This is a genomic window from Acinetobacter sp. RG5, from assembly GCF_031844265.1.
Classification (GTDB): Bacteria; Pseudomonadota; Gammaproteobacteria; order Pseudomonadales; family Moraxellaceae; genus Acinetobacter.
Genome location: NZ_JAUZUV010000002.1, coordinates 24,597 through 45,930, shown reverse-complemented (window position 1 = coordinate 45,930; position 21,334 = coordinate 24,597). Strand labels below are relative to the sequence as shown.

At 42.5% G+C, this 21,334-nt stretch carries 20 protein-coding genes; 11 read left to right on the top strand and 9 right to left on the bottom strand.

What is annotated here, in order from left to right:
* Positions 1-211: 211 nt before the first annotated feature.
* A complete protein-coding gene (locus Q9R21_RS02880) occupies positions 212-1,144 on the bottom strand; it encodes a hypothetical protein (RefSeq protein WP_311203688.1) in 933 nt (310 codons plus the stop codon).
* 250 nt (positions 1,145-1,394) lie between these two features.
* Here Q9R21_RS02880 and Q9R21_RS02875 point away from each other — a divergent pair, with 250 nt between their 5' ends.
* Together Q9R21_RS02875 and Q9R21_RS02870 are read left to right on the top strand one after the other, a co-directional pair.
* Positions 1,395-1,880 (top strand): YaiI/YqxD family protein, encoded by a 486-nt coding sequence (locus Q9R21_RS02875; RefSeq protein ID WP_171260766.1) that lies wholly within the window; start codon positions 1,395-1,397, stop codon positions 1,878-1,880.
* A 21-nt stretch (positions 1,881-1,901) separates the two neighbouring features.
* Entirely contained in the window at positions 1,902-2,816 is a 915-nt protein-coding gene (locus Q9R21_RS02870; RefSeq protein WP_004645697.1) for a DMT family transporter, read from the top strand.
* Between the two features lie 9 nt (positions 2,817-2,825).
* On the opposite strand, the gene Q9R21_RS02865 is transcribed toward Q9R21_RS02870, so the two are convergent.
* Entirely contained in the window at positions 2,826-3,389 is a 564-nt protein-coding gene (locus tag Q9R21_RS02865; protein ID WP_195725755.1) for a PilZ domain-containing protein, read from the bottom strand.
* Positions 3,390-3,415: 26 nt separating this feature from the next.
* On the opposite strand from Q9R21_RS02865, the gene Q9R21_RS02860 reads away from it, so the two are divergent.
* From Q9R21_RS02860 to Q9R21_RS02850, 3 genes are all read left to right on the top strand, one after another.
* Entirely contained in the window at positions 3,416-4,651 is a 1,236-nt protein-coding gene (locus Q9R21_RS02860; protein ID WP_004645695.1) for a lipoprotein-releasing ABC transporter permease subunit, read from the top strand.
* Positions 4,644-5,327, top strand: a complete 684-nt coding sequence (lolD, locus tag Q9R21_RS02855) for a lipoprotein-releasing ABC transporter ATP-binding protein LolD (RefSeq protein ID WP_004645694.1) — start codon at positions 4,644-4,646, stop codon at positions 5,325-5,327. The genes Q9R21_RS02860 and lolD overlap by 8 nt, the downstream gene beginning before the upstream one ends.
* Positions 5,328-5,413: 86 nt before the next feature.
* The gene (locus Q9R21_RS02850; RefSeq protein WP_311203687.1) at positions 5,414-7,903 is read left to right on the top strand and encodes a DNA internalization-related competence protein ComEC/Rec2; all 2,490 of its coding nucleotides are present in this window, start codon (positions 5,414-5,416) and stop codon (positions 7,901-7,903) included.
* Here the strand turns inward: Q9R21_RS02850 and Q9R21_RS02845 are convergent.
* Entirely contained in the window at positions 7,865-8,839 is a 975-nt protein-coding gene (locus tag Q9R21_RS02845) for a lysophospholipid acyltransferase family protein (RefSeq protein WP_311203686.1), read from the bottom strand. The genes Q9R21_RS02850 and Q9R21_RS02845 overlap by 39 nt on opposite strands.
* 125 nt (positions 8,840-8,964) lie before the next feature.
* Here Q9R21_RS02845 and sppA point away from each other — a divergent pair, with 125 nt between their 5' ends.
* Both sppA and Q9R21_RS02835 read left to right on the top strand, forming a co-directional pair.
* Positions 8,965-9,987, top strand: a complete 1,023-nt coding sequence (sppA, locus tag Q9R21_RS02840) for a signal peptide peptidase SppA (protein WP_004731760.1) — start codon at positions 8,965-8,967, stop codon at positions 9,985-9,987.
* Positions 9,984-10,787 (top strand): alpha/beta fold hydrolase, encoded by an 804-nt coding sequence (locus Q9R21_RS02835; RefSeq protein WP_213687512.1) that lies wholly within the window; start codon positions 9,984-9,986, stop codon positions 10,785-10,787. Before sppA ends, Q9R21_RS02835 begins: the two co-directional genes overlap by 4 nt.
* A gap of 64 nt (positions 10,788-10,851) precedes the next feature.
* Here the strand turns inward: Q9R21_RS02835 and purN are convergent, their stop codons facing one another.
* Together purN and purM are read right to left on the bottom strand one after the other, a co-directional pair.
* Positions 10,852-11,481: a phosphoribosylglycinamide formyltransferase gene (gene purN, locus Q9R21_RS02830; protein ID WP_005103865.1), complete on the bottom strand. Its 630-nt coding sequence runs from the start codon at positions 11,479-11,481 to the stop codon at positions 10,852-10,854.
* 6 nt (positions 11,482-11,487) lie between these two features.
* The gene (gene purM / locus Q9R21_RS02825; protein ID WP_311203685.1) at positions 11,488-12,558 is read right to left on the bottom strand and encodes a phosphoribosylformylglycinamidine cyclo-ligase; all 1,071 of its coding nucleotides are present in this window, start codon (positions 12,556-12,558) and stop codon (positions 11,488-11,490) included.
* Positions 12,559-12,693: 135 nt separating this feature from the next.
* On the opposite strand from purM, the gene cxpE reads away from it, so the two are divergent.
* The 4 genes from cxpE (at position 12,694) to Q9R21_RS02805 (ending at position 18,971) form a co-directional block, all read left to right on the top strand.
* On the top strand, positions 12,694-13,914 hold the full coding sequence (cxpE, locus tag Q9R21_RS02820) for a chloramphenicol efflux transporter CxpE (protein ID WP_184412313.1): 1,221 nt from the start codon (positions 12,694-12,696) through the stop codon (positions 13,912-13,914).
* Between the two features lie 14 nt (positions 13,915-13,928).
* Complete coding sequence (hda, locus tag Q9R21_RS02815; RefSeq protein ID WP_004645685.1) at positions 13,929-14,633, top strand: DnaA regulatory inactivator Hda; 705 nt, start codon at positions 13,929-13,931, stop codon at positions 14,631-14,633.
* 120 nt (positions 14,634-14,753) lie between these two features.
* Positions 14,754-16,553, top strand: a complete 1,800-nt coding sequence (gene rbtA / locus Q9R21_RS02810; protein ID WP_311203684.1) for a rhombotarget A — start codon at positions 14,754-14,756, stop codon at positions 16,551-16,553.
* Positions 16,554-16,562: 9 nt separating this feature from the next.
* Positions 16,563-18,971: a CSLREA domain-containing protein gene (locus tag Q9R21_RS02805; protein WP_311203683.1), complete on the top strand. Its 2,409-nt coding sequence runs from the start codon at positions 16,563-16,565 to the stop codon at positions 18,969-18,971.
* Positions 18,972-19,027: 56 nt separating this feature from the next.
* Here Q9R21_RS02805 and Q9R21_RS02800 read toward each other — a convergent pair whose 3' ends face one another.
* From Q9R21_RS02800 to Q9R21_RS02785, 4 genes are all read right to left on the bottom strand, one after another.
* On the bottom strand, positions 19,028-19,438 hold the full coding sequence (locus Q9R21_RS02800) for a DUF3106 domain-containing protein (RefSeq protein WP_004645681.1): 411 nt from the start codon (positions 19,436-19,438) through the stop codon (positions 19,028-19,030).
* Positions 19,428-19,745 carry a hypothetical protein gene (locus tag Q9R21_RS02795; protein WP_004645680.1) on the bottom strand — a complete coding sequence of 106 codons (318 nt, stop codon included), beginning with the start codon at positions 19,743-19,745 and terminating at the stop codon, positions 19,428-19,430. Before Q9R21_RS02795 ends, Q9R21_RS02800 begins: the two co-directional genes overlap by 11 nt.
* Positions 19,742-20,356, bottom strand: coding sequence for an RNA polymerase sigma factor (locus tag Q9R21_RS02790; protein ID WP_004645678.1), 615 nt, complete (start codon positions 20,354-20,356; stop codon positions 19,742-19,744). Before Q9R21_RS02790 ends, Q9R21_RS02795 begins: the two co-directional genes overlap by 4 nt.
* Before the next feature lie 167 nt (positions 20,357-20,523).
* The gene (locus tag Q9R21_RS02785; protein WP_004279118.1) at positions 20,524-21,300 is read right to left on the bottom strand and encodes an RNA methyltransferase; all 777 of its coding nucleotides are present in this window, start codon (positions 21,298-21,300) and stop codon (positions 20,524-20,526) included.
* Positions 21,301-21,334: the final 34 nt, after the last annotated feature.

Genomic DNA, 21,334 nt, shown 5'->3' with positions numbered 1-21,334 from the left:
TTTACAAGGTTTTTAGGGTTATTTTAAATATTTAAAATGAATTTATTTGAATTTAAAAATGTGGATAACTCGGTTTTTAATGAATTTAAATAGATTATTAAGCCAGAAAATATGTATAAAAAATAATCAAAAATTAAAATGACAAATAAGGATATAGATGGATTAAAAGAAGATACCCATCAAAATGAATATCTTCTTTTTCTGTTTGAACTTAGGCCGCTTTTCTATAAATATTGGCCTGAATCCACAAGTTGCCACGAATATACTGGCCAATCTGGAAGTCTCTGTACTGGTCATTCCGCGTTGCAATCCGGATCAAGGTCGCAGGCTGGCCTTCATCATGAATGAGGGTGACATCATAAAGGGTATAGTCCTGACCCATAAACTGCATAGTCGTTTTACCGACAATATTGCCCTGGAACCAGGCTTCATCTTCCTGACCCATGGTTTCGCCGTATAGATAAGCTACCATTTTAGAAAAATCTACGGTTACAGGTTCTTTGTCTTCTTCGCACTGCGGCTGCCAGGCATCAATCTGTTCCTGCAAATTATCCGGGGCTACCCCATTATTGGCAGCCAGAATATCATTCAAGGCACGGTGGTGCTTGATCGAAGCCGGATCATCAACCACCAGATGCTCATGATCTGCAACCGCTTCAAGTTCATAGGCCCAGCCATTCAGATTCACCACATAGGACTGGTCTTTTTCATAATGTGGATGATTGACGCTATACAGGTTATCGAAAGCGTAAATAATATTGTTAGCACCCAGATTCAGGCGCAATACAGCTTGGGTATTGGATTTACAGCTAATAATCCGGTCAATCGTGGCTTTCACCTGATAAGGACTGTCAAAGCACGGAAATGCAGTTTTTAGCGCTTGAGGTTTATTGTTTTCTACCGCAATCACTTGACTCAACTGTACCGCAGCTTTGCTCGGTCCCTGAATCAGCCAGGTCTCTGCATCCATATCACATTCTTGTGTACAAAGGCCCATCGGCATGATTGGTTCATCAAGAGCTTTGCCTAACCACTGTGGAACATCTGTGCCAGGGTTGTCGGTGAGCAAGGTCCAATGTTCGACATGACTACCGAAATTTTGATCATCAATGGTGATGATCTCTGGGCTATTCTGATTTTTCATATGCACAATTGATCTTGGATGATGTATTTATAGTTAATCGAGGGTCATTGCGATTTTTCAAGTCAATCGAATGAATTTTAAAATTAAAATGCCAGTCAAATGAAGTCAATTTTTTTTCTCGCGTGAATCATGCCAGTTTTACCGGGCACATACTTTTTAAAATATTGATGACAGATGCAATGAAAATGGAGCGATTTAATCATCAACCTGATCACTGCAATTTGCTAGAATAACCATGATTTATACCTTAATGGGAAGCCCTGTGTTGCCATTCAAACTTTGGGTCGATGCCGATGCATTGCCCCGTATTCTGCGAGATGTGATTATTCGTGCTTCGGACCGCTATCAGCTAGAAGTCACTTTTGTTGCCAACCAACCAGTCGGAATAACTCCTTCGATCAGAATTAATTCAATTCAGGTGATGAGTGGGGCGGATGCTGCGGATAAAGAGATTATTCTGCGCATGAAAGAGCATGATATTGTCATGACCCAAGATATTCCCTTGGCTGCGGAAGTGATTGAAAAAGGCGGAATTGCGATTCATCCCCGTGGTGAAATTTATACTACAGCCAATGTCAAAGCGCGCTTACATCTGCGCGATTTTATGGACAGCTTACGCGGAGCGGGCGTGCAAACGGGCGGTCCGCCACCGATTTCAGAACGGGATAAACGCGAATTTTCTAGCGCACTCGATCAGACCATCCAAAAACAAAAACGTAAAACTTCCGCGCTTTAAGCCTTATTCAGAGTGACTCGCATGCCCACACAAACCAATATGATTGCCACCTATCTTTTATTGGTTTTTATCTGGGCGACGACACCGCTAGCTATTGTCTGGAGTGTGACGGATTTGCATCCGCTCTGGGCTTTGGCATTGCGTTTCTTTTTGGCTTTGCCTTTTGCATTTGCCTTGTTGTGGCTATTTAAAACCCGTTTTCCCTTAGATAAATTATCCATGCACAGTTACCTGGCTGGCGCATGCAGTTTTATCGGCTCACAGATTTTCACTTATCTGGCCACGGATTATCTGAGTTCAGGCATTATTGCCCTGATGTTCGGACTGGCGCCGATTATTACCGGTTTAATTGGCCGTTTTGTATTTCAGCTTAAGCTCTATCCTTCGCAGTGGGGTGGTATGGCGATTGCCTTGCTGGGTCTGGGCATTATCTGTGTCGGTGGCAAAGATCAGCATATTCAGCCGATTGGCATAGGCCTGATGTTGCTCAGTGTTTTTATTTACTGCGTTTCGATGTTCTGGGTGAAAAAAGTTAATGCACCTCTCGAACCTATGGCACAAGCGGCCGGTTCTATTGCTGTTTCAGCGGTCATGGCCTGTACCATGTTGCCATTTATCTGGCAATTTGCACCAACCCAGATCCCACAGGCAAAATCGCTGATTGGACTCAGTTATGCTGTAATCATGGCTTCCCTGATTGCGATGTTCTGTTATTTTAAACTGGTGCAGAAAATCAAGGCGACCACGTTGTCATTGACCACCGTATTGACGCCGATGCTGGCCTTATTTGTCGGGGTGATTCTGAATGATGAAAAATTATCGGGTGGAGCAGTCTTTGGCGTCGTTATCTTACTGGCTGGTTTGTTGTTATATTTTTCCAGAGAAATTAAAGCGAGCTATAACGCTCGCCTTTCATCACCCAGCAGCACTGACTAAAGCAGTAATTTAGGCAAAGCGAGCCTTGACGCATTCACCCAGTTTGACACGATCTTGTGGATGCATGGTAATAAAATAAGCACCAGTCCGATATTTGCCATTTTCTTCTTCCCGACTGTAGGCCACCTGAGCGGTTGCTGCAATATGGAAGAAATTTTCCGGATGACTCAAAGTCACGTGCAGATAGGTGCCTTCAGCGATAGGGCGCTCATTAAAGAAACTAAAACCGGTTTCTGAAAAGTTCACTTGCTCTGGTACAGGTAACATGCTTTGTACAATTGCGTCATACAAAGAACCGGTAATAAGGTTTAACTTTTGATTAAATAAGGATAAGATTCGAGCAATTTGTTGATCTTTTTCAGATAATTGTTCTAATTCGTAGTTAACCGCATGATCAAATTGATCTAGTTCTGCAAGTAGTAGAAAATAGCGGGGCAAGACGAAGTTAGGATCGTAAGGATCATTCAAGGCAACATCATCGGAAATAATCTGATAATTAATTCGTAAGGCAGCATCGATTCGAGACATGACGCGTCTTTCCGTAAATCCGTTTGGATGCTGTACATTTTCCATAATTTATTACCTCGGACTAGATGGTTATGTTCAAACCAATCTCGCTGTATATAGGGTTGAAATATACTCGCGCACGGCGTAGTAACCACTTCATTTCTTTTATCGCGTTGGTCTCAATGATCGGCCTCACACTCGGTGTGGCAGTCCTCATTACAGTGTTGTCTGTGATGAATGGTTTTGACCGAGAGTTAAAGAATCGTGTCTTAGGAATGATACCTCAAGCGACTGTTTCCTCAACACAAATTTTAACAAATTGGCCAGAACTTGCAAAGCAAATTGAAGGGCATGAGCATGTTCAGGGAGTCGCACCTTTTACTCAATTACAAGGCATGCTGACCGCACAGGGTCAGGTCGCCGGCATTATGGTCAGCGGGATTGAACCCGAGTATGAGAAAAAAGTTTCAATTATACAAAACCATATGGTTGAGGGCAGTATCGACAGCCTGAAAAAAGGTGAATTTGGTATTGTTTTGGGCAAGCAAATGACCGATGCCATGGGTGTGGGTTTAAATGACAATATTACTCTGGTTTTGCCAGAAGCCACCCCATCACCAGCTGGTGTCGTCCCGCGTTTCAAGCGTTTTAAAGTGGTGGGAATCTTCAGTATTGGTGCTGAAGTTGACTCGATGATGGGTTATATCGCTTTAAATGATGCCTCGACCTTGCTGCGTCTACCGGATGGTGCGCAGGGTGTGCGTATGAAGCTGGATGATATTTTCCTGGCACCACAAGTGTCTCAGGAAATTGTGCGTGATTTGCCGGGGAATTTCTATGCTTCGGACTGGACTTATACCCATGGTAATCTGTTCAGCGCGATTCAGATGGAAAAAGCCATGGTCAGCCTGCTTTTATTCCTGATCGTTCTAGTCGCGGCATTTAATATTGTGTCTTCACTGGTAATGGTGGTGACGGATAAAAAATCGGACATTGCCATTTTACGGACTTTGGGCGCTTCACCTGCGACCATTACCAAAATCTTTATGGTGCAAGGTACCGTGATTGGGGTGATTGGAACTTGCGCAGGGGCCATTCTCGGAATTATTGCGGCAACCAGTATCAGTAGCTTTATTGGCTGGCTCAACAATACTTTAGGCCTGAATATGTTTGATGCCTATTTTATTAACTACTTACCTTCGTATTTGCGCTGGCAAGATGTCTTGGTGATTGTCGGCTTGTCACTGGCCCTTAGTTTTGTCGCGACAATTTATCCGGCTTTACGTGCAGCAAAAATTCAACCGGCAGAGGCTTTGCGTTATGAGTAATCTGATTTTAGATGCCCAGAATATTCACAAGTCCTTTACCGATGGTAAAGCCACTGTCGATGTAATTCGTGGCTTGTCATTACAAGTGAAAGCTGGCGAGTTTGTTTCGATTGTGGGCTCAAGTGGTTCAGGAAAAAGTACCTTATTGCATGTTTTGGGTGGATTGGATCGCCCGACGTCAGGTCAGGTCATGGTGAATGGCCGCCGTTTTGATACCTTGTCTGAAGCAGAACGCGGTTATGTGCGGAATGAGCATTTGGGCTTTGTTTATCAGTTTCATCACCTGTTGCCAGAATTTACGGCACTGGAAAATGTGGCCATGCCGCTGATGTTACGCGACAACATGAAGTTTAAGGAAGCCAAACAGCAGGCTGAATATTTACTGGAACGTGTTGGTCTTTCGCATCGTCTGACTCACAAGCCGGGTGAATTATCCGGAGGTGAACGTCAGCGTGTAGCTTTGGCGCGTGCAGTGGTGGGTAAACCTAAACTGATGATGGCCGATGAACCGACCGGAAATCTGGATCGCAAGACTGCAGCAAAGATTTTTGAACTGCTGACCGAATTGCAACGTGAGTTCAATATGGCGATGCTGATTGTGACGCATGATGAACAGCTAGCCCATGCAGCAGATCGGATTTTACATATGCAGGATGGTCTCTGGATTGAACCATAAATAACGAGAATATTCGCATTTGATTGAAGCTCACTCCGGTGGGCTTTATTATTGGGCAAAATAATAACAAGACAGAATAAGATTCAATGTTGCAGTGGCTATGTATTGGCTGGATTTTAGGCCTTGCGTGTATGGGGAAAAGTTTCCTGTCTGTTCAACTGAGCGGAACGGCAGTTTTGATCGTTGCGCTGTTGTGGTATCTGTGTTGCCATAAATTAAAGCTCATCTTGAATACACCACTGCGAAGCTTGTTGATCACTGGATCAAGCCTGCTTTTGGGACTATTTTTAGGTCATGCTTATGCCAATCTGCAACTGGCTGAACGTTTATCCAAGCGAGAACACGAGGTATCTGAAAAAGAAATCGTGGTCTATATCAAAGAGCTGAATAAACTGGGCGATCAGAATATCCAGCAAGCCCTGCATGTGCTTAACCCTGATGGCATTACAGTTAAGTGGATGGGTTTTCTGCCAGTTTCAGATCCTGTCATATCCAGTTTAGGAAATGATGTAACCAAACAGCAGACTCTTGAACTGGGACACTATTATTTATTACAAGGCCAGATTCGACCTAACCATAGTTATGCGACACCGGGTGCTTTTGATGCAGAAAAATGGGCCTTGCAGCAAAATGTTATGGCCGGGTTTAGGATTAAACATATCCAAGAGTTGCAACCGCAACAACTCTATGCACTAGGTCATGCTAAATATCTACGTCAGCAGAAAAATTTGAATCAGCGATTTTTGCTTTGGGTAGAACAGCAGCGACTGACCTTAAGAGAGTTTGTGGCCACACAACCAGTACAGCAGAAAGGCTTGTTACTGGCTCTATTAAGTGGTGATGAAAGTCTCTTGGATCAAGCGACGGAACAGCAATTCCAGCGTTTTGGCATGAGTCATTTACTGGCGATTTCCGGACCGCATGTCCTGATCTTTGCCTTTATCGTTTGTGGAGCGTTGCAATATCTGATTTCAAGGTACGTACCGCAGATTTATCTGAAATGGCCAAGGCAGTATTTTTTGAGTCTGCCTTTTTTGTTATGTGTATTGCTGTATTGTGCCTTTGTCGGTTTTGAAATTCCGGCGTTACGCACTTTACTGATTTGTGTGATTGTGACTTTTACGCTGCTGCTCAGGCAAAGTATGCAGCCATTAAAACTGCTGATTTTAAGTGCTGCCTTATTGTTGCTCTTTGATCCTTTTAGCATTTTGTCGGCCGCATTCTGGCTGTCTTATGGGGCCTGTTTTGTCTTGCTGCGGATCTATCAAACCATTCAGCAGCAACCGCATCAAACAGTACAAACAGCATTACAACGACTGTATTTTGCAATAAAAGTTTTGATGGAGTCGCAGTGGAAAATCTTTCTGGCCCTGTTTCCCTTAATGATGTTGTTTTTTAAGCAGGTGGCTTGGATTACCCCGCTAAGCAACCTGGTGGCTATCCCGTGGATTGGCCTGCTGATAGTTCCCGTAGATATTCTGGCGGCTTTATTATTTTTCGTCTCTGAACCATTGTCGAGTCTGCTGTTTCAGCTCAATGATATTTTTATTCATATACTGCTGGCATTTTTGAATCTGCTTGATCGGCTGTTTGCACCGCAACTGATTCCTGTGGCCATGAATGTCTGGATGATGGGTCTATGTATTTTGGGCTTATTAATTGTCTTTTTGCCGCGTGGCTTAGTGCCCAAAAGCTGGACAGCACTTGCCTGTTTACCACTGTACATTCCTCAACTTAATCAGCATGCATTTCAGCTGTCTGTTCTGGATGTCGGGCAGGGACAGGCCATCTTCATTCGGGAAGGGCAAAAGAGCATGATGATCGACATGGGCGGTTATTATAATGAAGAAAAATTCAGTATTGGTCGGCAAGTGATTATGCCATTTTTGTCTGTGCAAGGTGTTGGAGAACTGGATCAACTGATTTTGACCCATCTGGATCAGGACCATAGCGGTGCATATCACAGCATTAAAGATCAACTAAACATCCGACAAGTGTCATCCAATCAGATGCCTGAAACAGCTGCTTCTTCAAGTTTTCAGTTTTGTTATGCAGGACAGCAATGGCAATGGTCTGAGACGATTAACTTTAAAATTCTGGCACCTCGGCAGCAGCAGTTAAATACGCCAAACTTCAATAAAAACGACCGCTCTTGTGTGATATATCTGCAAGTTAAAAATGCCGGACCGTATCAAAACTTTTTACTGATGGGGGATGCGGGTTGGGAAACTGAATATCAGCTGCTTCAAGATTATCCGGAACTTAAAGTCGATGTGCTGGTACTCGGCCATCATGGCAGTCAGCACAGTTCAGCTTATCAATTTTTAGAAGTTTTGCGGCCTAAATTGACGATTGCCTCGGCTGGAAAATTTAACCGCTATGGCCATCCAAGCCAATTGACTCAGCAACGGTTAAAAGCTCTTAATATTCCATTATTGACCACGGCAGAACAGGGGAGTGTGCACTTTCAGCAACAAGGCTTAAAACTGGTACTTTCTGCCGAACGACATGAATGGCAGTGGTTGTATCGTCAGCCTTTAAGTGACCGATTCCAGTATGGACGAAACTTCATGTAGTTCTTGTGTTTTCAACGCATTTACTTTGTCCAGGGCTTGTTCATGCTCAAGTTTATAGAGATTTCCTAAGTCTTGATGCGCATTAAAGCGTTTATAACTCCAGTGATAATGTTCCGGATGGCGGCGAATTAAATTTTCAATACTGTTGATAATGACTTGCGTACCTTGATTGGCATTGCCACTATAAATTTTTTCATCAACCGTTTCGATAAAGATATCGAATCCATCTGCAGTATTACGTAGAGCATATAAAAACAGGGCGCGCGCTTTGGTCTTTTGAATCAGCTTAGCACTCAAATTACTCGTAGCTAAAGGCACACCGAAATAGGGAATATATTCACCACCGATATTCGGGGTATGATCCGGCAGGATGACCGTAGTGCCGCCTTGTTTTAAGGCCTTAAAAATCTGACGGACGCCAGATTCATCGGTCGGCACCAGATGCGCTTGTTCACGACTACGGGCGGCCCGTACAAATTGATCTGCAGCCTGATTTTTCACAGGTTTGTACATAATGGTCATTGAGGTGAACTGGGCAATATAGGCATTCATAATTTCCCAGGTACCAAAATGCGGCACGATTAACACGAGGCCTTTATTTTGTGCAATGGCATCATGAAGTAGATCTTCGCCAATAACGCGATGAACGCGTTTAAGATTTTTCTGATTGCTTGAGCCCCAAATAGTAAAGAACTCGAAATATGACATTAATTCATTGCGAACCGCAGCACGGTTAATCTGTTCACGTTCCTGATTAGACAGTTCTGAAAGACTGATTTCAAGGTTGAGACGAATGACTTCCGAAGTTTTAGTGACTTTAAAACTGTTCACAATAAAGGCCAGAATACGGGCCATCCAGCGAGAAACCGGAAGCGGTTGGCGGCTAATGTATTTGAGTAATCCGTAAGCTGAATTCCGTGAGCCCTGTTTCGTCATTGATTTCGTCTAAGTACAAAAAAAGAGAACAAAATTTATTATAGGCGAAAACGTTTTGTTTAGACAGAATTACCCGATTCAGTGTATATAATGGATTCAATATAAATCAATTTATTGGATTATTTATGTCCGATTGGCCACCAAAACCTGAAAATCAAATACAAAATACGCAACAGCCAGTTCAACCGACTGGTCCGGAATGGAAATTGCTTGAAAAAGCAGTTTTAGCTTCGGTAGAAGAACAGCGCCGTGCACGCCGTTGGGGAATTTTCTTTAAATTTCTGACTTTTGCTTATCTGCTTGTTGTCATTTTGGCATTAGGCAAAAGCTGTAGTTCAGTTTCTTCAGATGCTAGCGCTGCTGCGGGTTCGCATATCGCAGTCGTGGATATTGTGGGTACGATTGCAGCCGACAAGCAGAGCGTCAACAGTAGCAATACCATCAAATCATTGAAAAAAGCCTTTGAAAATAAACAAAGTAAAGCAGTGGTGCTGAATATCAACTCACCTGGCGGTTCACCGGTACAGTCCGATGAAATCTGGCAGGAAATTCAGTATCTGAAAAAACAGCATTCTGGGAAAAAATTGTATGCCGTGATTGGCGATACTGGTGCTTCAGGTGCTTATTATATTGCTTCAGCTGCGGATGAAATTATTGTCAATCCATCGAGCTTGGTCGGTTCAATTGGGGTGATCATGCCGAATTATGGTGTGACTAATCTATTGCAAAAATTAGGTGTTGAAGATCGCACCATGACTTCAGGTGAAAATAAAGCTTTGCTGTCTATGACTCAGCCGGTTGATCCTGCGCAAAAAGCCCACGTACAGGGTGTGCTGGATAATGTGCATGGTCACTTTATTAATGCAGTTAAACAAGGACGTGGCAATAAATTGAAATCCAATGATCCTGCTATTTTCTCTGGCTTGTTCTGGACCGGTGATCAGGCGGTGAAATTAGGTATTGCGGATCGTATCGGTAGCTTAAATACCTTGAAACGCGAACTGAAAACTGAAAAAGCGTTGAATTACACCATTGAATATAGTCCATTTGAATCAGTCTTGGGTCGTATGGGTTCATCGATTGGGGATGGAATTGCTTCTTCAGTTGCACAGAAGCTTCAGTCAGAAAATAGCACGACACTGCAATGAAACCACTGATTCATTTCGCGCACGCCAATGGCGTGCCATCTAAAGTCTATCAAAAGCTGTTTGATGAATTGCAAGATGATTACGATATTATCTATGTGCCGCTTTTAGGGCCGGATAAGCGTTATCCGGTTGATAACCATTGGAAAAGCCTGACCCAGCAAGTGATTGACAGTATTGTACGTCAGTCACATGGGCGACCTGTCATTGGTCTGGGGCATTCTTTGGGATCTGTGTTAACTCTGCAGGCGACTTTGCAGCGTCCGGAACTGTTTTCACAAATGATCATGCTGGACCCGCCGATGATTATGGGCAAAGAAGCCTTTGCCTTGCATATTGCGAAAACTTTTCGCTTAAAAGCATTGGATAAAATGTCTCCGGCCGGTCTGTCCAAACGCCGTCGTGACCATTGGGATTCACGTGAACAAGCCGCTGAATTGCTGCGCCCTAAAGGTTTTTATCAGGATTTTGATGCAGATTGCTTCCAAGCTTATATTGACCATGCCTTGCAGGATGATCACATCCGGGGTGGGGTAGAACTCACTATTCCTAAAATGGATGAGGTCGCAGTCTTTAGAACCAATCCGTCACTATGGTGGTTGCCTCAGGCAAAACCCAAAATTCCTGTGCATTTAGTTGTGGCTAAGAAAGGTCCATTTCTGGCCCGCAAGTTCCCGCAGCAAGTGCAAAAGAAGTTTGGTATTCCTTTTACCGTAGTCGATGGCGGGCATATGTTCCCATTGGAACAACCTGATCAAGTCGCGAGCTTGGTAAAGCAATTGATTCAGCAACAGTCTGCCTGAGTCATCGAATGTATTGGAAATAAAAAAACGCATCCGAGGATGCGTTTTTTATTTCTAAACTTTTTTAAAACTTGCAGAATTGAACAGGCGCTTGCATTTTCTCATTTCGATACAGCACACCATCTTCAGTATGTTGAATCGTTCCGCTACAAATCCATTCTACAACTTGTGGATAGATCACATGTTCGAGGGTATGCACACGTGTTGCCAAGCTTTCTACCGTATCGTGGTGAGAAACCTTGAGAACACCTTGAGCAAGCGCTTGCCCTGCATCCAGCTCAGCCGTAACATAATGCACTGTACAGCCATGCAGAACATCACCGGTATTGAGTACACGCTGATGCGTATGCATGCCTTTATAATGAGGCAATAGGGAAGGATGAATGTTCAACATTTTCCCTTCCCAGGCTTTCACAAACTTTTCACTTAAAATTCGCATAAAGCCGGCAAGTACCACCAGATCTACATCCCAGTCCGAAAGCTGTTGATGCATGACATCATCAAAAGCTTCACGATTCGGATATTGCTTGTGTTCAATAACTGCAGTCTGAATGTCTGCCTGTTGTGCACGCGTTAAAGCAAAGGCTTCAGGTTTATTGGAAATTACGCCCACAATTTGCCCTGAAAGATTGGCATCAATCAAGGCTTGCAGATTTGATCCACTACCTGAAACAAGTACAGCAATTTTAATCATGCGAAATTACGCAAAGATCACACGAATTTTTTCGTCTGCACCTGCAACTGATTCAGCATTGTCTTGAATCTGACCCATCGCCCATGCATTTTCGCCAAGCTGGTTAAGTAGTTCAACAGTTTTGTCTGCATCAGCTGCATCAACAACCAGCACCATGCCGACGCCACAGTTGAAAGTACGGTACATTTCAAACTGTTCTACGCCGCCTTCACGTTGTAGAAGCTTGAATAGCTCAGGCCACTCCCAAGAAGATTCATTCACAAGCGCTTGAGCACCGTTTGGAAGTACGCGCGGCAAGTTACCTGGTAAACCACCACCCGTGATGTGTGCCATCGCATGCACATCAACGTGTTTTAACAGTTCAAGAATTGATTTGACATAAATACGTGTTGGTTCCATTGCAGCATCTGCAAGTGGGCGACCATCGACGATTTGATTCAGGTCAACGTTTTTCACGTCCAGGATTTTACGAAGCAGTGAGTAGCCGTTTGAGTGCGCACCTGAAGAAGCTACACCAATTAAAACGTCACCCGCTTTGACTTTAGAGCCATCAATAATTTTGCTTTGCTCAACAACACCGACACAGAAACCTGCAAGATCGTAATCTTCGCCTTCATACATGCCTGGCATTTCAGCAGTTTCACCGCCAACTAATGCACAGCCAGCAAGTTCACAACCAGCGCCAATACCAGTGACTACATTTGCAGCAACATCAACATTTAAGTGACCAGTTGCATAATAATCAAGGAAGAACAGTGGCTCAGCACCACAGACAAGAAGGTCATTCACGCACATTGCAACCAGGTCTTGACCAATTGTGTCATGACGGTTCAAATTCAGTGCCAGACGTAATTTTGTACCAACACCATCTGTGCCAGATACGAGAACAGGTTCTTCATAACCTTTAGGAATTTTACAAAGTGCACCAAAGCCACCTAGACCGCCCATAACTTCGGGACGTGAGGTACGCTTAGCGACAGATTTGATACGATCGACTAACGCGTCGCCCGCCTCAATGTCGACACCTGCATCTTTGTAGCTTAAACCAGTGTTTGGGGTAGAAGTTGAGTTGCTCATAATGAAGTCTCCGCATTCGCGGGTGCGATTATAACCTGAATATGTAAAACTCTTATGGTATTTGTGGCCTAAAATGCTATCTTTATTAAAATATTTTAATTTTTAGAATGATTAATAGAGAAAAGGCAAGATTCTATGGTCGATCGTACTTTACGGCGCATTCTTATACTTGCTGGTATAGCATTGATACTTTGGGTTTTATATCTGCTTAAACCAGTTGTAGTTCCTTTTGTTGCAGCTTTTCTAATTGCTTATTTATTTAGCCCCTTGGTTAATGTTTTGCACCGCATTGGGCTGGCTCGATGGCTCTCGATCAGTATCGTATTTATCGGGATTGGGATCGTGGTTACATTGGTGATGTGGTATCTGGTGCCACTAGTCTGGCAGCAGCTGATGTATGCGCGTGATAGCATTCCGGCCGGGATTCACTGGATCAATTACACGTTCTTACCTTGGCTTTCCGATAGCTTTAATCTGGTCCCGATGGAAATCGATACCGATCAGATTTCCTCAGTCGTAATGGACTATGTCCAGACCAATTATAGTGCTGACAGTATTCAGGCAATGCTGCTAAAACTGGCACAGTCTGGCCTAAACTTTATCCAGATTGGCGGCACGATTGTCCTGATTCCGATTATTGCCTTTTATTTCTTGCTGGATTGGGATCGTATGCTGGACAGCTTACGCCGTCTAATTCCCCGTCCTTATGAAAAAACAACCTTAACTATTGTGAGTGAATGTCATAGTGTCTTAGGTGCCTTTGTCAAAGGTCAGTTCCTGGTCATGGTTCTGTTGGGCGTGGTTTATGCAGTGGGACTGCAACTGATTGGCCTGGAGATTGGCTTGATCATCGGGATGATTGCCGGATTGTGCAGTATCATTCCGTATCTTGGTTTTGCGGTTGGAATTATTGCCGCAGTCATTGCAACCTTTTTCCAATTTGGAATCGACTGGTGGCAGCTGGTACTGGTGGGGATTGTATTCATGGTGGGTCAGGCTGTAGAAGGCTATATCCTACAACCGTTCTTACTAGGTGATAAAATTGGTCTTTCTCCTGTAGCTGTAGTATTTGCAGTTCTGGCAGGTGCGCAACTGGCCGGATTCTTGGGTATGCTGATTGCCTTACCAGTGGCAGCCGTGATTGTGGTACTGCTGCGGCATATCCGTGAGTATTATGAACATACGCCATTTTATGGTGATCAGGCTGTTATCATACAAGATGCATCTACCGGTTCAATCAATATTGAAACAGCAGACTTAGATGTTGATATTGAAATGAAAAAGCCACAGAAAAAACCGCTGCAAGCAGAGGAGAACTCAAGTAAAATTCATGATCCACATCGTAAAGACTCATAAGGCCAAAAAATCGTATGCGTCAATTGCAGTTAGATATAGAACCTCAGCTCGATGCCCGAATCAGTGATTTTTCAGGGCCGGGTTGGGGGCATGTCATTGATGCTGTCCGTCAATTACATGCAGGCCTGATCAACCAATTTTATGTCTATGGGGGAGCCGGTACAGGTAAAAGTCATTTGTTGTCTGCCATCTGTGACTCTTATCTGGAAGTAGGTAAATCTGCAATTCAGGTATCTTTGCTTGAGCTTTTAGATGCACCGACTGAGGCGATTACCTCTCTGGATCGTTTTGATCTGGTAGCACTCGATGATATCGAAGCGATTAGTGGCGTACCCCATTGGCAACGCGCCGTCTTTCACTTGATTAATTATAATAATGAAGGTGGTGGACAGTTGGTGTTTTCGTCACGTTTTGCACCTATCGAACTCAAACTTGAATTGCCAGATTTACAATCCCGTCTCACGCAGGCGGTCAGTACCCGTGTTCCGAGTGGCAGTCTGTATGCTGATCGCTATGCGCTGGTTTCCTCGGTACTCGATCGTCGTGGGATCCATTTAGATCCTCAAATCTTTGACTATTTACTCAGCCATGGGCCGCATCAAACTTCAGTACTGCTTCAAAGATTAGAGCAGATTATTCAACTACTTAAAGGGGAAAAGTTGAAAGTCAGCAATGCCAATCTGCGGCAGATATATGCCTTGATTGACGAATATCGGTAAATCATAAAAATTCTTGAGTAATTACTCAGTCTATGCCACAGTAAGGCAAAATAATTCGCTGTTGCAAGGATTCTGCAACTTTAGAAGAAAAAGAAAGAAATAAAAATTAAGGAGAAGGTTATGCTCAAGAAGAGCATAGGCATAGCTTTGCTATGTATAGCGGGGCAGTCGTATAGTGCAGATATTATTGTAACCACTACAGAAGATATTGAAAAAGATGACAAGGAATGTTCACTTCGAGAAGCTGTTGAGTATGTTAACCGTGGCTTAGCTAAATCAGGTTTTATGGGGTGTGGTGGGGAGAACTCATCCAGTACCATTATTTTAAAAGAAAAAAATACCTATGTGTTGAACCAGCATATCGCGATTAAAAAATCTCTTACCATCCGTGCGGTCGCAGAAAGTGATGGCGAATTCAGTACGGATGAAAAAGCATTAGGCTTGCATAATGCTCATATTCAAATGAAAGGTACTGATAACCTTTTCCGGATCAACAGTACAGATACATTGGTTCAGTTAAATTTGAAAGAACTGGATCTTGAAGGCTGTGGTAAAACCAGTTGTGCTGAACAAGGTGGCCTAATTTATAATAAAGGTCAGCTAATTCTAGAATATAACCGTCTATTTAATGCTGCTGCCAACTTGGGTGGGGCAATTTATAATGCTGGCAAGTTTGGTCAGAACTTAACAAGCCGTGCACAAATTAAAAATAGTCTGATCGAAAATAATAAAGCCCAACGAGGCGGGATCCTGTATAGCGAGCTACCTGCTTTCCTCATTTATCAAAGTGTACTTAAAAATAATCAGACACTGGATAATTCCGCGACCAATATTTATAGCGCGGGACAGTTTGCTGACTCCAGTAAAGATCAAGGTATTAGTGGGGAGGTATTAAGTAGTACGATACTAAAAAATAAGGGTGTATTTATTAATGTCCTGGACGGGATGGGATTGAATAATCTCACCATAGTTGACAATGAAAATACTGCTTTAAATATCCATGCACCGTATGGAAGAGCTTATGTAGCGAATAGTATTATTTTAAGAAATGGTACACAGGATTGCCAAATTATCACTGGTGATAAGTCTGTGTCGCAAAATAATCTACTGACAGCCTCGTGTGGTGTAGGGGATGCCGTCGCACCGAACCAATTCTGGAGTGGTACACGACTTTTTGCTGAATCCTCAGATAAAAGTGAAGGTGCTTGTCAGACCCTACAAGAAAATAATAATGCCATACTTTGTCCATATAGCGTTCCTAAAGGACAATTTCTCGGTTATATGCGCCCACGAATTTTGTTGAACTATATCCTTGTGAGTGAATCACCGATTGTGAATAGAGGCACAGGATTGAGTTTAGCAAATCCAACAGTAGCATGTGAGGCGGCAGATCAGCGTGGGATCAACCGTTTGATGGATAATCTGTTTTGTGATCGAGGTGCTGTTGAAATCACAATACCAATTTCAGGCAGTCTAGTGGGACAAGATCTGTTAAAGGGTGAAATTGCCAAGTTTTCAATTGAATCTTATCTGGGAGATAGTGATTTAATTCCAAAAGAACAGTGTAATGCCATTGTTGGTCATAATCCGACGGGTGAGCCTTGGCAAGATGGCTGTTTGAAAGTGGTACAAACCAAAACAGCTTCCAAGGGTAAAACAATCATCGATATTCATGGCAATGTCGTTTATACCCCCGATTCTACCTGGCATGGAGCAGATATTTTCGAACTACAAGTGGTGACCTCATCGACACGATTTAATAAAAGTAAACCTTATTTGACTATTACTACTCAAATTGTTCAGGAGCCAAAAAATGAAATGGAAGACAAAGCAGTCAAAACTTCAGGCGGCTCATGGGGGTGTGGTGGATTACTGATTTTACTCGGATTAATAGGTTTACGCCGTGGATTAAAAGATTAAGGAAAAATCATGAAAAATTATAAAAAAGGACTGCTTGCGGCCATGATTTTATCTGCCATGAGTTTGATGGCAGCCGAAGATAAAACGATATATGTGACTACTTTTGCTGATGAAGATGGCGAGAATAATAATGCCTGTTCTTTGCGAGAAGCCATTAAAACTGCAAAACTGGATAAATCTTATGGCGGATGTAATGTAGGACGTACGCTTCGATTGGATGGTTCAGCTGCAGATGTGATTCAGCTTGAAGCAGGCGAGTACAAATTAGATAAAGAGCTGATCGTAGAGTCAGCGCTCAAAATTTATGGGAAAACTCCGCTTAATTATGCTAGTCGTAGTCCGATTACGCTGTTATATCCAACCCGGGAGGCTTTAAAAAGTACTATTTCGGGCCAGGGGAAAACCAGATTATTTAATAGTATGGCCAGTCAATCCAGTCTGGAAATTCATCATCTGATCTTAAAGGATGGCTATGCAGCAATAAATACCTTGGATAAAGGTAATGGCGGTACTTTTTATGTAGCAGGGCCTTTAAGTATTAATACCAGTGAAATAGTAAATTCCCGAGCAGCTGCAGAAGGTGGTGCGATTTATAGTGTAGCAATGAATACGGAAAGGAATATTGTCATTCAGGATTCTTTGATTCAAAAAAATCAGGCGAGTTCATATGGTAGTGTTCTGGCGATGGATTGTCAGGGAAATTTAGGTACAACTCAAACCAATGTGAAAATTAATTCCAGTAGTATTGTTAAAAATGGTTCAGACACTGCTAACAGTATTATTGATTTTTGTGGCTATGCCACAGTAGAAATTGTTAACTCTACTATTGCGAAGAATACTGCCAGTACCACAGGACATATTGTGCGTATGACGAATGAAGTTAATCGTCCGCTCAGTAAATTCTCCAGTTTAACTGCATTAAGTAATACTATTGTTGAAAATACAGCCCAATCTACTTTATTTTATGACAATACCGGGTTTAGGTATTTTAATTTCAATATTTTAGCCTTTAACCAAGGCCTGTCTTGTGAATATGCCTTAAATCAGGGGAATCCGACCAAGGCACAACGTGTTGAATTTTCTACAATTCGAAATGCAATTCAAACGACTGGGCCATCACGTTGCGTATTGCCAGAATTAGACGAAGATACTACTTCAAATAATCTTGATGTCTCTAACAATATAATCAGCAGTTTATTAACAAATTATATTGAGCCTGCTATTGATAATCGCTATTTAGGGCTATATTACCCGCGTGATAATCAGACCGCAACGGATTTGGTAGATATCGGAGTGAGTGGCTGTATTGAACAAGACCAGCGTGGTATTGATCGTGTGATTGGATCCACATTAACATTTGATCCAAGTGCAAAAAATACTTGCGAGATCGGCTCAGTTGAAATCCGACGTTTGACTGCAGCCGATATTACGGACTTGCAAAATAAGAGTTTGGTAGAACTCAATGACTTTTATCAGGAGAATATAGATGATCTCGAAGAAATCATTGCTGATAAAAATACTCCAGAAAATGAGCTTCCTGGTTTAAAGGAAGAATTGAAAAGTTATCAGGATTTGCTTAAATATACCAAGCAATATCAGAAATATCGCGCAATCTATATTAATCCTTTTATCTTGGCTATGCCTCAAGAAACTCTAACCAATGATAAGATTCAAATTAAAGCCTTAAATTCAGAAAATTATGAGGTCAGTGTAAAAACTTTAGGTGTTGGTAAGTTAATTGGTACTGGTAATTCGACCACTGTGGAAGGAAATCCCAATGATCCAAATCTTAAATGTGAGTGGAAACCTGATTTAAACCGGATCATGATGTATCGCACTGATGGTAAGCAGACCAGTTCGGTTGATATGGAGTTCTGTAGTTATACACTTAAAGACCAGGCTACAGGTGTAAGCAGTGCTGGCCTCTTAAGAGCAGCTTTTAACAACATTGCACCAATTGCAAAAGATGATGAATATCGGCTTAGTCCAGAGAATAATCTTACAGTGATGGTAAATCCGCTTGAAAATGATAGTGATGATGGGGATGGGCCTCTACCATCAGGAAAGTCGGCTTTTTATCAAGATAAAGATGGAAAAGAGATCCCGATTCATATTGTTAAGCTGCCTGCGGGAGTTTCACTGAAGGCAGAGCGACAAGGAGCCTGTCCTGATACCTACCAAAATCAGACCTGTTATGGTGGACAGCTGACATTTAGTGTAAAAAATAATTTAAGCCAGGCAAATTACAGCATGGATTATGCGATTTTTGATGCTGATGAAAAAATGTCAGAAAAAGCGACAATCTTGTTACGTAATACAGTTAAAAATACGAATACGTCCTCAAGTGGTGGGGCAATTGGAATGTGGGGGCTACTAGGATTATTAGGGCTTGCAGGTTATCGCCGCTTAAGAAAATAAAATATGATTGAAACATCAAAAAAGCCTCCATATGGAGGCTTTTTTATATTAAGTTTTTAATGCGAGTTAGGCTGCTGAGTCACTTGCTGATATTTGAGAATGTATTCTTCGCGAATGGCAAGGCGTTGCTCAGGAGACGCTTTTTGCATACGTGCGCCCAGTTCTTTGCGTTCCTGACTGCTCATCATTTGCCAAGTCTCACGCATTCTTTGTTTTTCCGCATTAGGGAGTTGAGTAAACCAGTCCATACGCTGCTGTAAGCTAACACGTTGTTGTTCGGGGATTTCTTTTAGAGATTGGTAACGTTTAATCAGTGCCAATTGTTCAGAATCAGAAAGACTATCCCAAGTATCAGTTACTTGGGTATTCGCATCTTTGGAAAATAGCCAAAAACGTTCAAATCCTGCAAAGCTGGTTTGCAGAAAACTGAATGCACAAAAAGCAATCACCAATTTTTTAGCTGCCATGTGGAACTTTGTCCTCACCTAAAACCATTAACATTTCTAAATCTTCAAGCATTTGCGGAGACAGTTTTGGGACTGACACCATTTGAGTTTGCGGTTCGTTATGGTCCGAAAGATTCGGTAATACCACAACGCCTGCAATCGCAGCTGCCAAAGCAAAACCTGACATTTTTAGAAATGCAAAGCGTGAGTGTTTTGAATCCTGAATTTCTTCAAGAACATGGTGCATGACAACAGGTTTGTCTTTATGTTGTTGTGCCAGTCCATCAAGTTTGGAAGTTACTTGTTTTAAGAAATCATCTTGATTCATTCGGATGACCCTCCCAGATATGGATTTAAATGTGCTAAAGAGGCGCGTAAGCCTTGGATAGCACGGTGGTAATGGGTTTTTACACTGCCTTCTGTGCAGTTCATAATCTGTGCGGTGGTATGCGTATCAAATCCTTCCCAAGCTCTGAGCATAAATGCCTGCTGCTGACGCACAGGCAATTTTGCAATCGCTTCCTGGATTTCTTCAGCAGTGACTGCCTGATCGAGAAAGTCCAGCGGCGTTGGTGTTGATTCATCGACGACATCATCAAATTCAATTTCGTCGTCATCAAGACTGACTTTCTTGAAAAATGAAAACATTTGACCACGCCGTGACTCTTTACGACGCCAGTCCTGTAACTTGTTGTTGAGAATGGTATAAAATAGGGGATACCATTCTTCAGTACTTTTTTCTGCATAGGATTTGTGTAAGGAAATGAAAGCTTCCTGAACCAGATCCATGGCAATACCATGATGACCTTGAGTCGCACTTTCCATCATCACCAAGGCACGCCCCGTCACATCCTGCATGAAATTCTTCAGACGTGCTTCAGCCGTACTCTTCAGAATACTTACATCGTGTGTTTGCAACTGTTTTGGTGCTAAATCCATAGAGATGGAAAATCCTGTCATTGGACACCCACCATTATTCCCAAGTTCATAATCATATAACGTTGGGAATCCTGGTTTGGTTGACAATTAAGTTTATTATTTTTGTAGTTTAATCTATTTTATACATGGGCAGGGTCGTATTAAAACACTGTAACCTAAATCCCTAATTAGATACGTTGACGTACCATTTCAAAGAAACAGATCGAACCTGCAATTGCGACATTCAGTGATTCCTGACCGCCAGGTTGCGGAATGCTCACGGCTTCAGCATGTTGCATCGCATAATCAGACACGCCTTGGCCTTCATTACCCAGAATCCACACGCAAGGTTTACGTAAGTCTTTTGAATACAGGCTTTCAGCACGGTGTGAGCTAGTTACATAGACAGGGATTTGAAATTGCTCAAGAATTTGTTCAAGCGCGATATTTTCAAAGGTTTGCAGTGTGAAATGTGCACCCATACCGGCACGTAATACGCGTGGAGACCAGAGCGAGGCAGAACCTTTGGTACACACAATCTGTTCAATACCGGCAGCAGCAGCCGAGCGAAGCAGGGTGCCTACATTACCCGGATCCTGTACATTTTCCAGAATCAAAGTGTCTGCTTTAAAATCCAATGCATAATTTGCTGTTGGTAAAGTGACCACAGCTAAACACGCTAAAGATGTTCCTAAGGTACTTAAATCTTTGTATAAAGATTCGCTCAGAACAAAGACCATACCTGTGTATTTTGCGAGAATTTTCTCGAAATCAGGATGTGAAAGTGCATGTTCTGTAGTGAAAATCGAATCAATTTTACGGTTTTCATGTAGCCAGGCGAGAGACAGATGCGTGCCTTCTAAAACCGTTTGACCCTGTTTTTTACGATAGGTATTTTGTTCAATTAAACCACGTAAGTGTTTAATCTTTGGATTGTCTTTTGAATCAAGAAAAAAAGTTGGCATGGGAGATATAATCCACGGCAGCCGATTCAATATC

Coding starts and splice junctions, on each gene's coding strand:
- Q9R21_RS02880 (WP_311203688.1), bottom strand. CDS start 1,144: ATGAAAAATCAGAATAGCCCAGAGATCATCACCATTGATGATCAAAAT.
- Q9R21_RS02875 (WP_171260766.1), top strand. CDS start 1,395: ATGGGAAGCCCTGTGTTGCCATTCAAACTTTGGGTCGATGCCGATGCA.
- Q9R21_RS02870 (WP_004645697.1), top strand. CDS start 1,902: ATGCCCACACAAACCAATATGATTGCCACCTATCTTTTATTGGTTTTT.
- Q9R21_RS02865 (WP_195725755.1), bottom strand. CDS start 3,389: ATGGAAAATGTACAGCATCCAAACGGATTTACGGAAAGACGCGTCATG.
- Q9R21_RS02860 (WP_004645695.1), top strand. CDS start 3,416: ATGTTCAAACCAATCTCGCTGTATATAGGGTTGAAATATACTCGCGCA.
- lolD (WP_004645694.1), top strand. CDS start 4,644: ATGAGTAATCTGATTTTAGATGCCCAGAATATTCACAAGTCCTTTACC.
- Q9R21_RS02850 (WP_311203687.1), top strand. CDS start 5,414: ATGTTGCAGTGGCTATGTATTGGCTGGATTTTAGGCCTTGCGTGTATG.
- Q9R21_RS02845 (WP_311203686.1), bottom strand. CDS start 8,839: ATGACGAAACAGGGCTCACGGAATTCAGCTTACGGATTACTCAAATAC.
- sppA (WP_004731760.1), top strand. CDS start 8,965: ATGTCCGATTGGCCACCAAAACCTGAAAATCAAATACAAAATACGCAA.
- Q9R21_RS02835 (WP_213687512.1), top strand. CDS start 9,984: ATGAAACCACTGATTCATTTCGCGCACGCCAATGGCGTGCCATCTAAA.
- purN (WP_005103865.1), bottom strand. CDS start 11,481: ATGATTAAAATTGCTGTACTTGTTTCAGGTAGTGGATCAAATCTGCAA.
- purM (WP_311203685.1), bottom strand. CDS start 12,558: ATGAGCAACTCAACTTCTACCCCAAACACTGGTTTAAGCTACAAAGAT.
- cxpE (WP_184412313.1), top strand. CDS start 12,694: ATGGTCGATCGTACTTTACGGCGCATTCTTATACTTGCTGGTATAGCA.
- hda (WP_004645685.1), top strand. CDS start 13,929: ATGCGTCAATTGCAGTTAGATATAGAACCTCAGCTCGATGCCCGAATC.
- rbtA (WP_311203684.1), top strand. CDS start 14,754: ATGCTCAAGAAGAGCATAGGCATAGCTTTGCTATGTATAGCGGGGCAG.
- Q9R21_RS02805 (WP_311203683.1), top strand. CDS start 16,563: ATGAAAAATTATAAAAAAGGACTGCTTGCGGCCATGATTTTATCTGCC.
- Q9R21_RS02800 (WP_004645681.1), bottom strand. CDS start 19,438: ATGGCAGCTAAAAAATTGGTGATTGCTTTTTGTGCATTCAGTTTTCTG.
- Q9R21_RS02795 (WP_004645680.1), bottom strand. CDS start 19,745: ATGAATCAAGATGATTTCTTAAAACAAGTAACTTCCAAACTTGATGGA.
- Q9R21_RS02790 (WP_004645678.1), bottom strand. CDS start 20,356: ATGGATTTAGCACCAAAACAGTTGCAAACACACGATGTAAGTATTCTG.
- Q9R21_RS02785 (WP_004279118.1), bottom strand. CDS start 21,300: ATGCCAACTTTTTTTCTTGATTCAAAAGACAATCCAAAGATTAAACAC.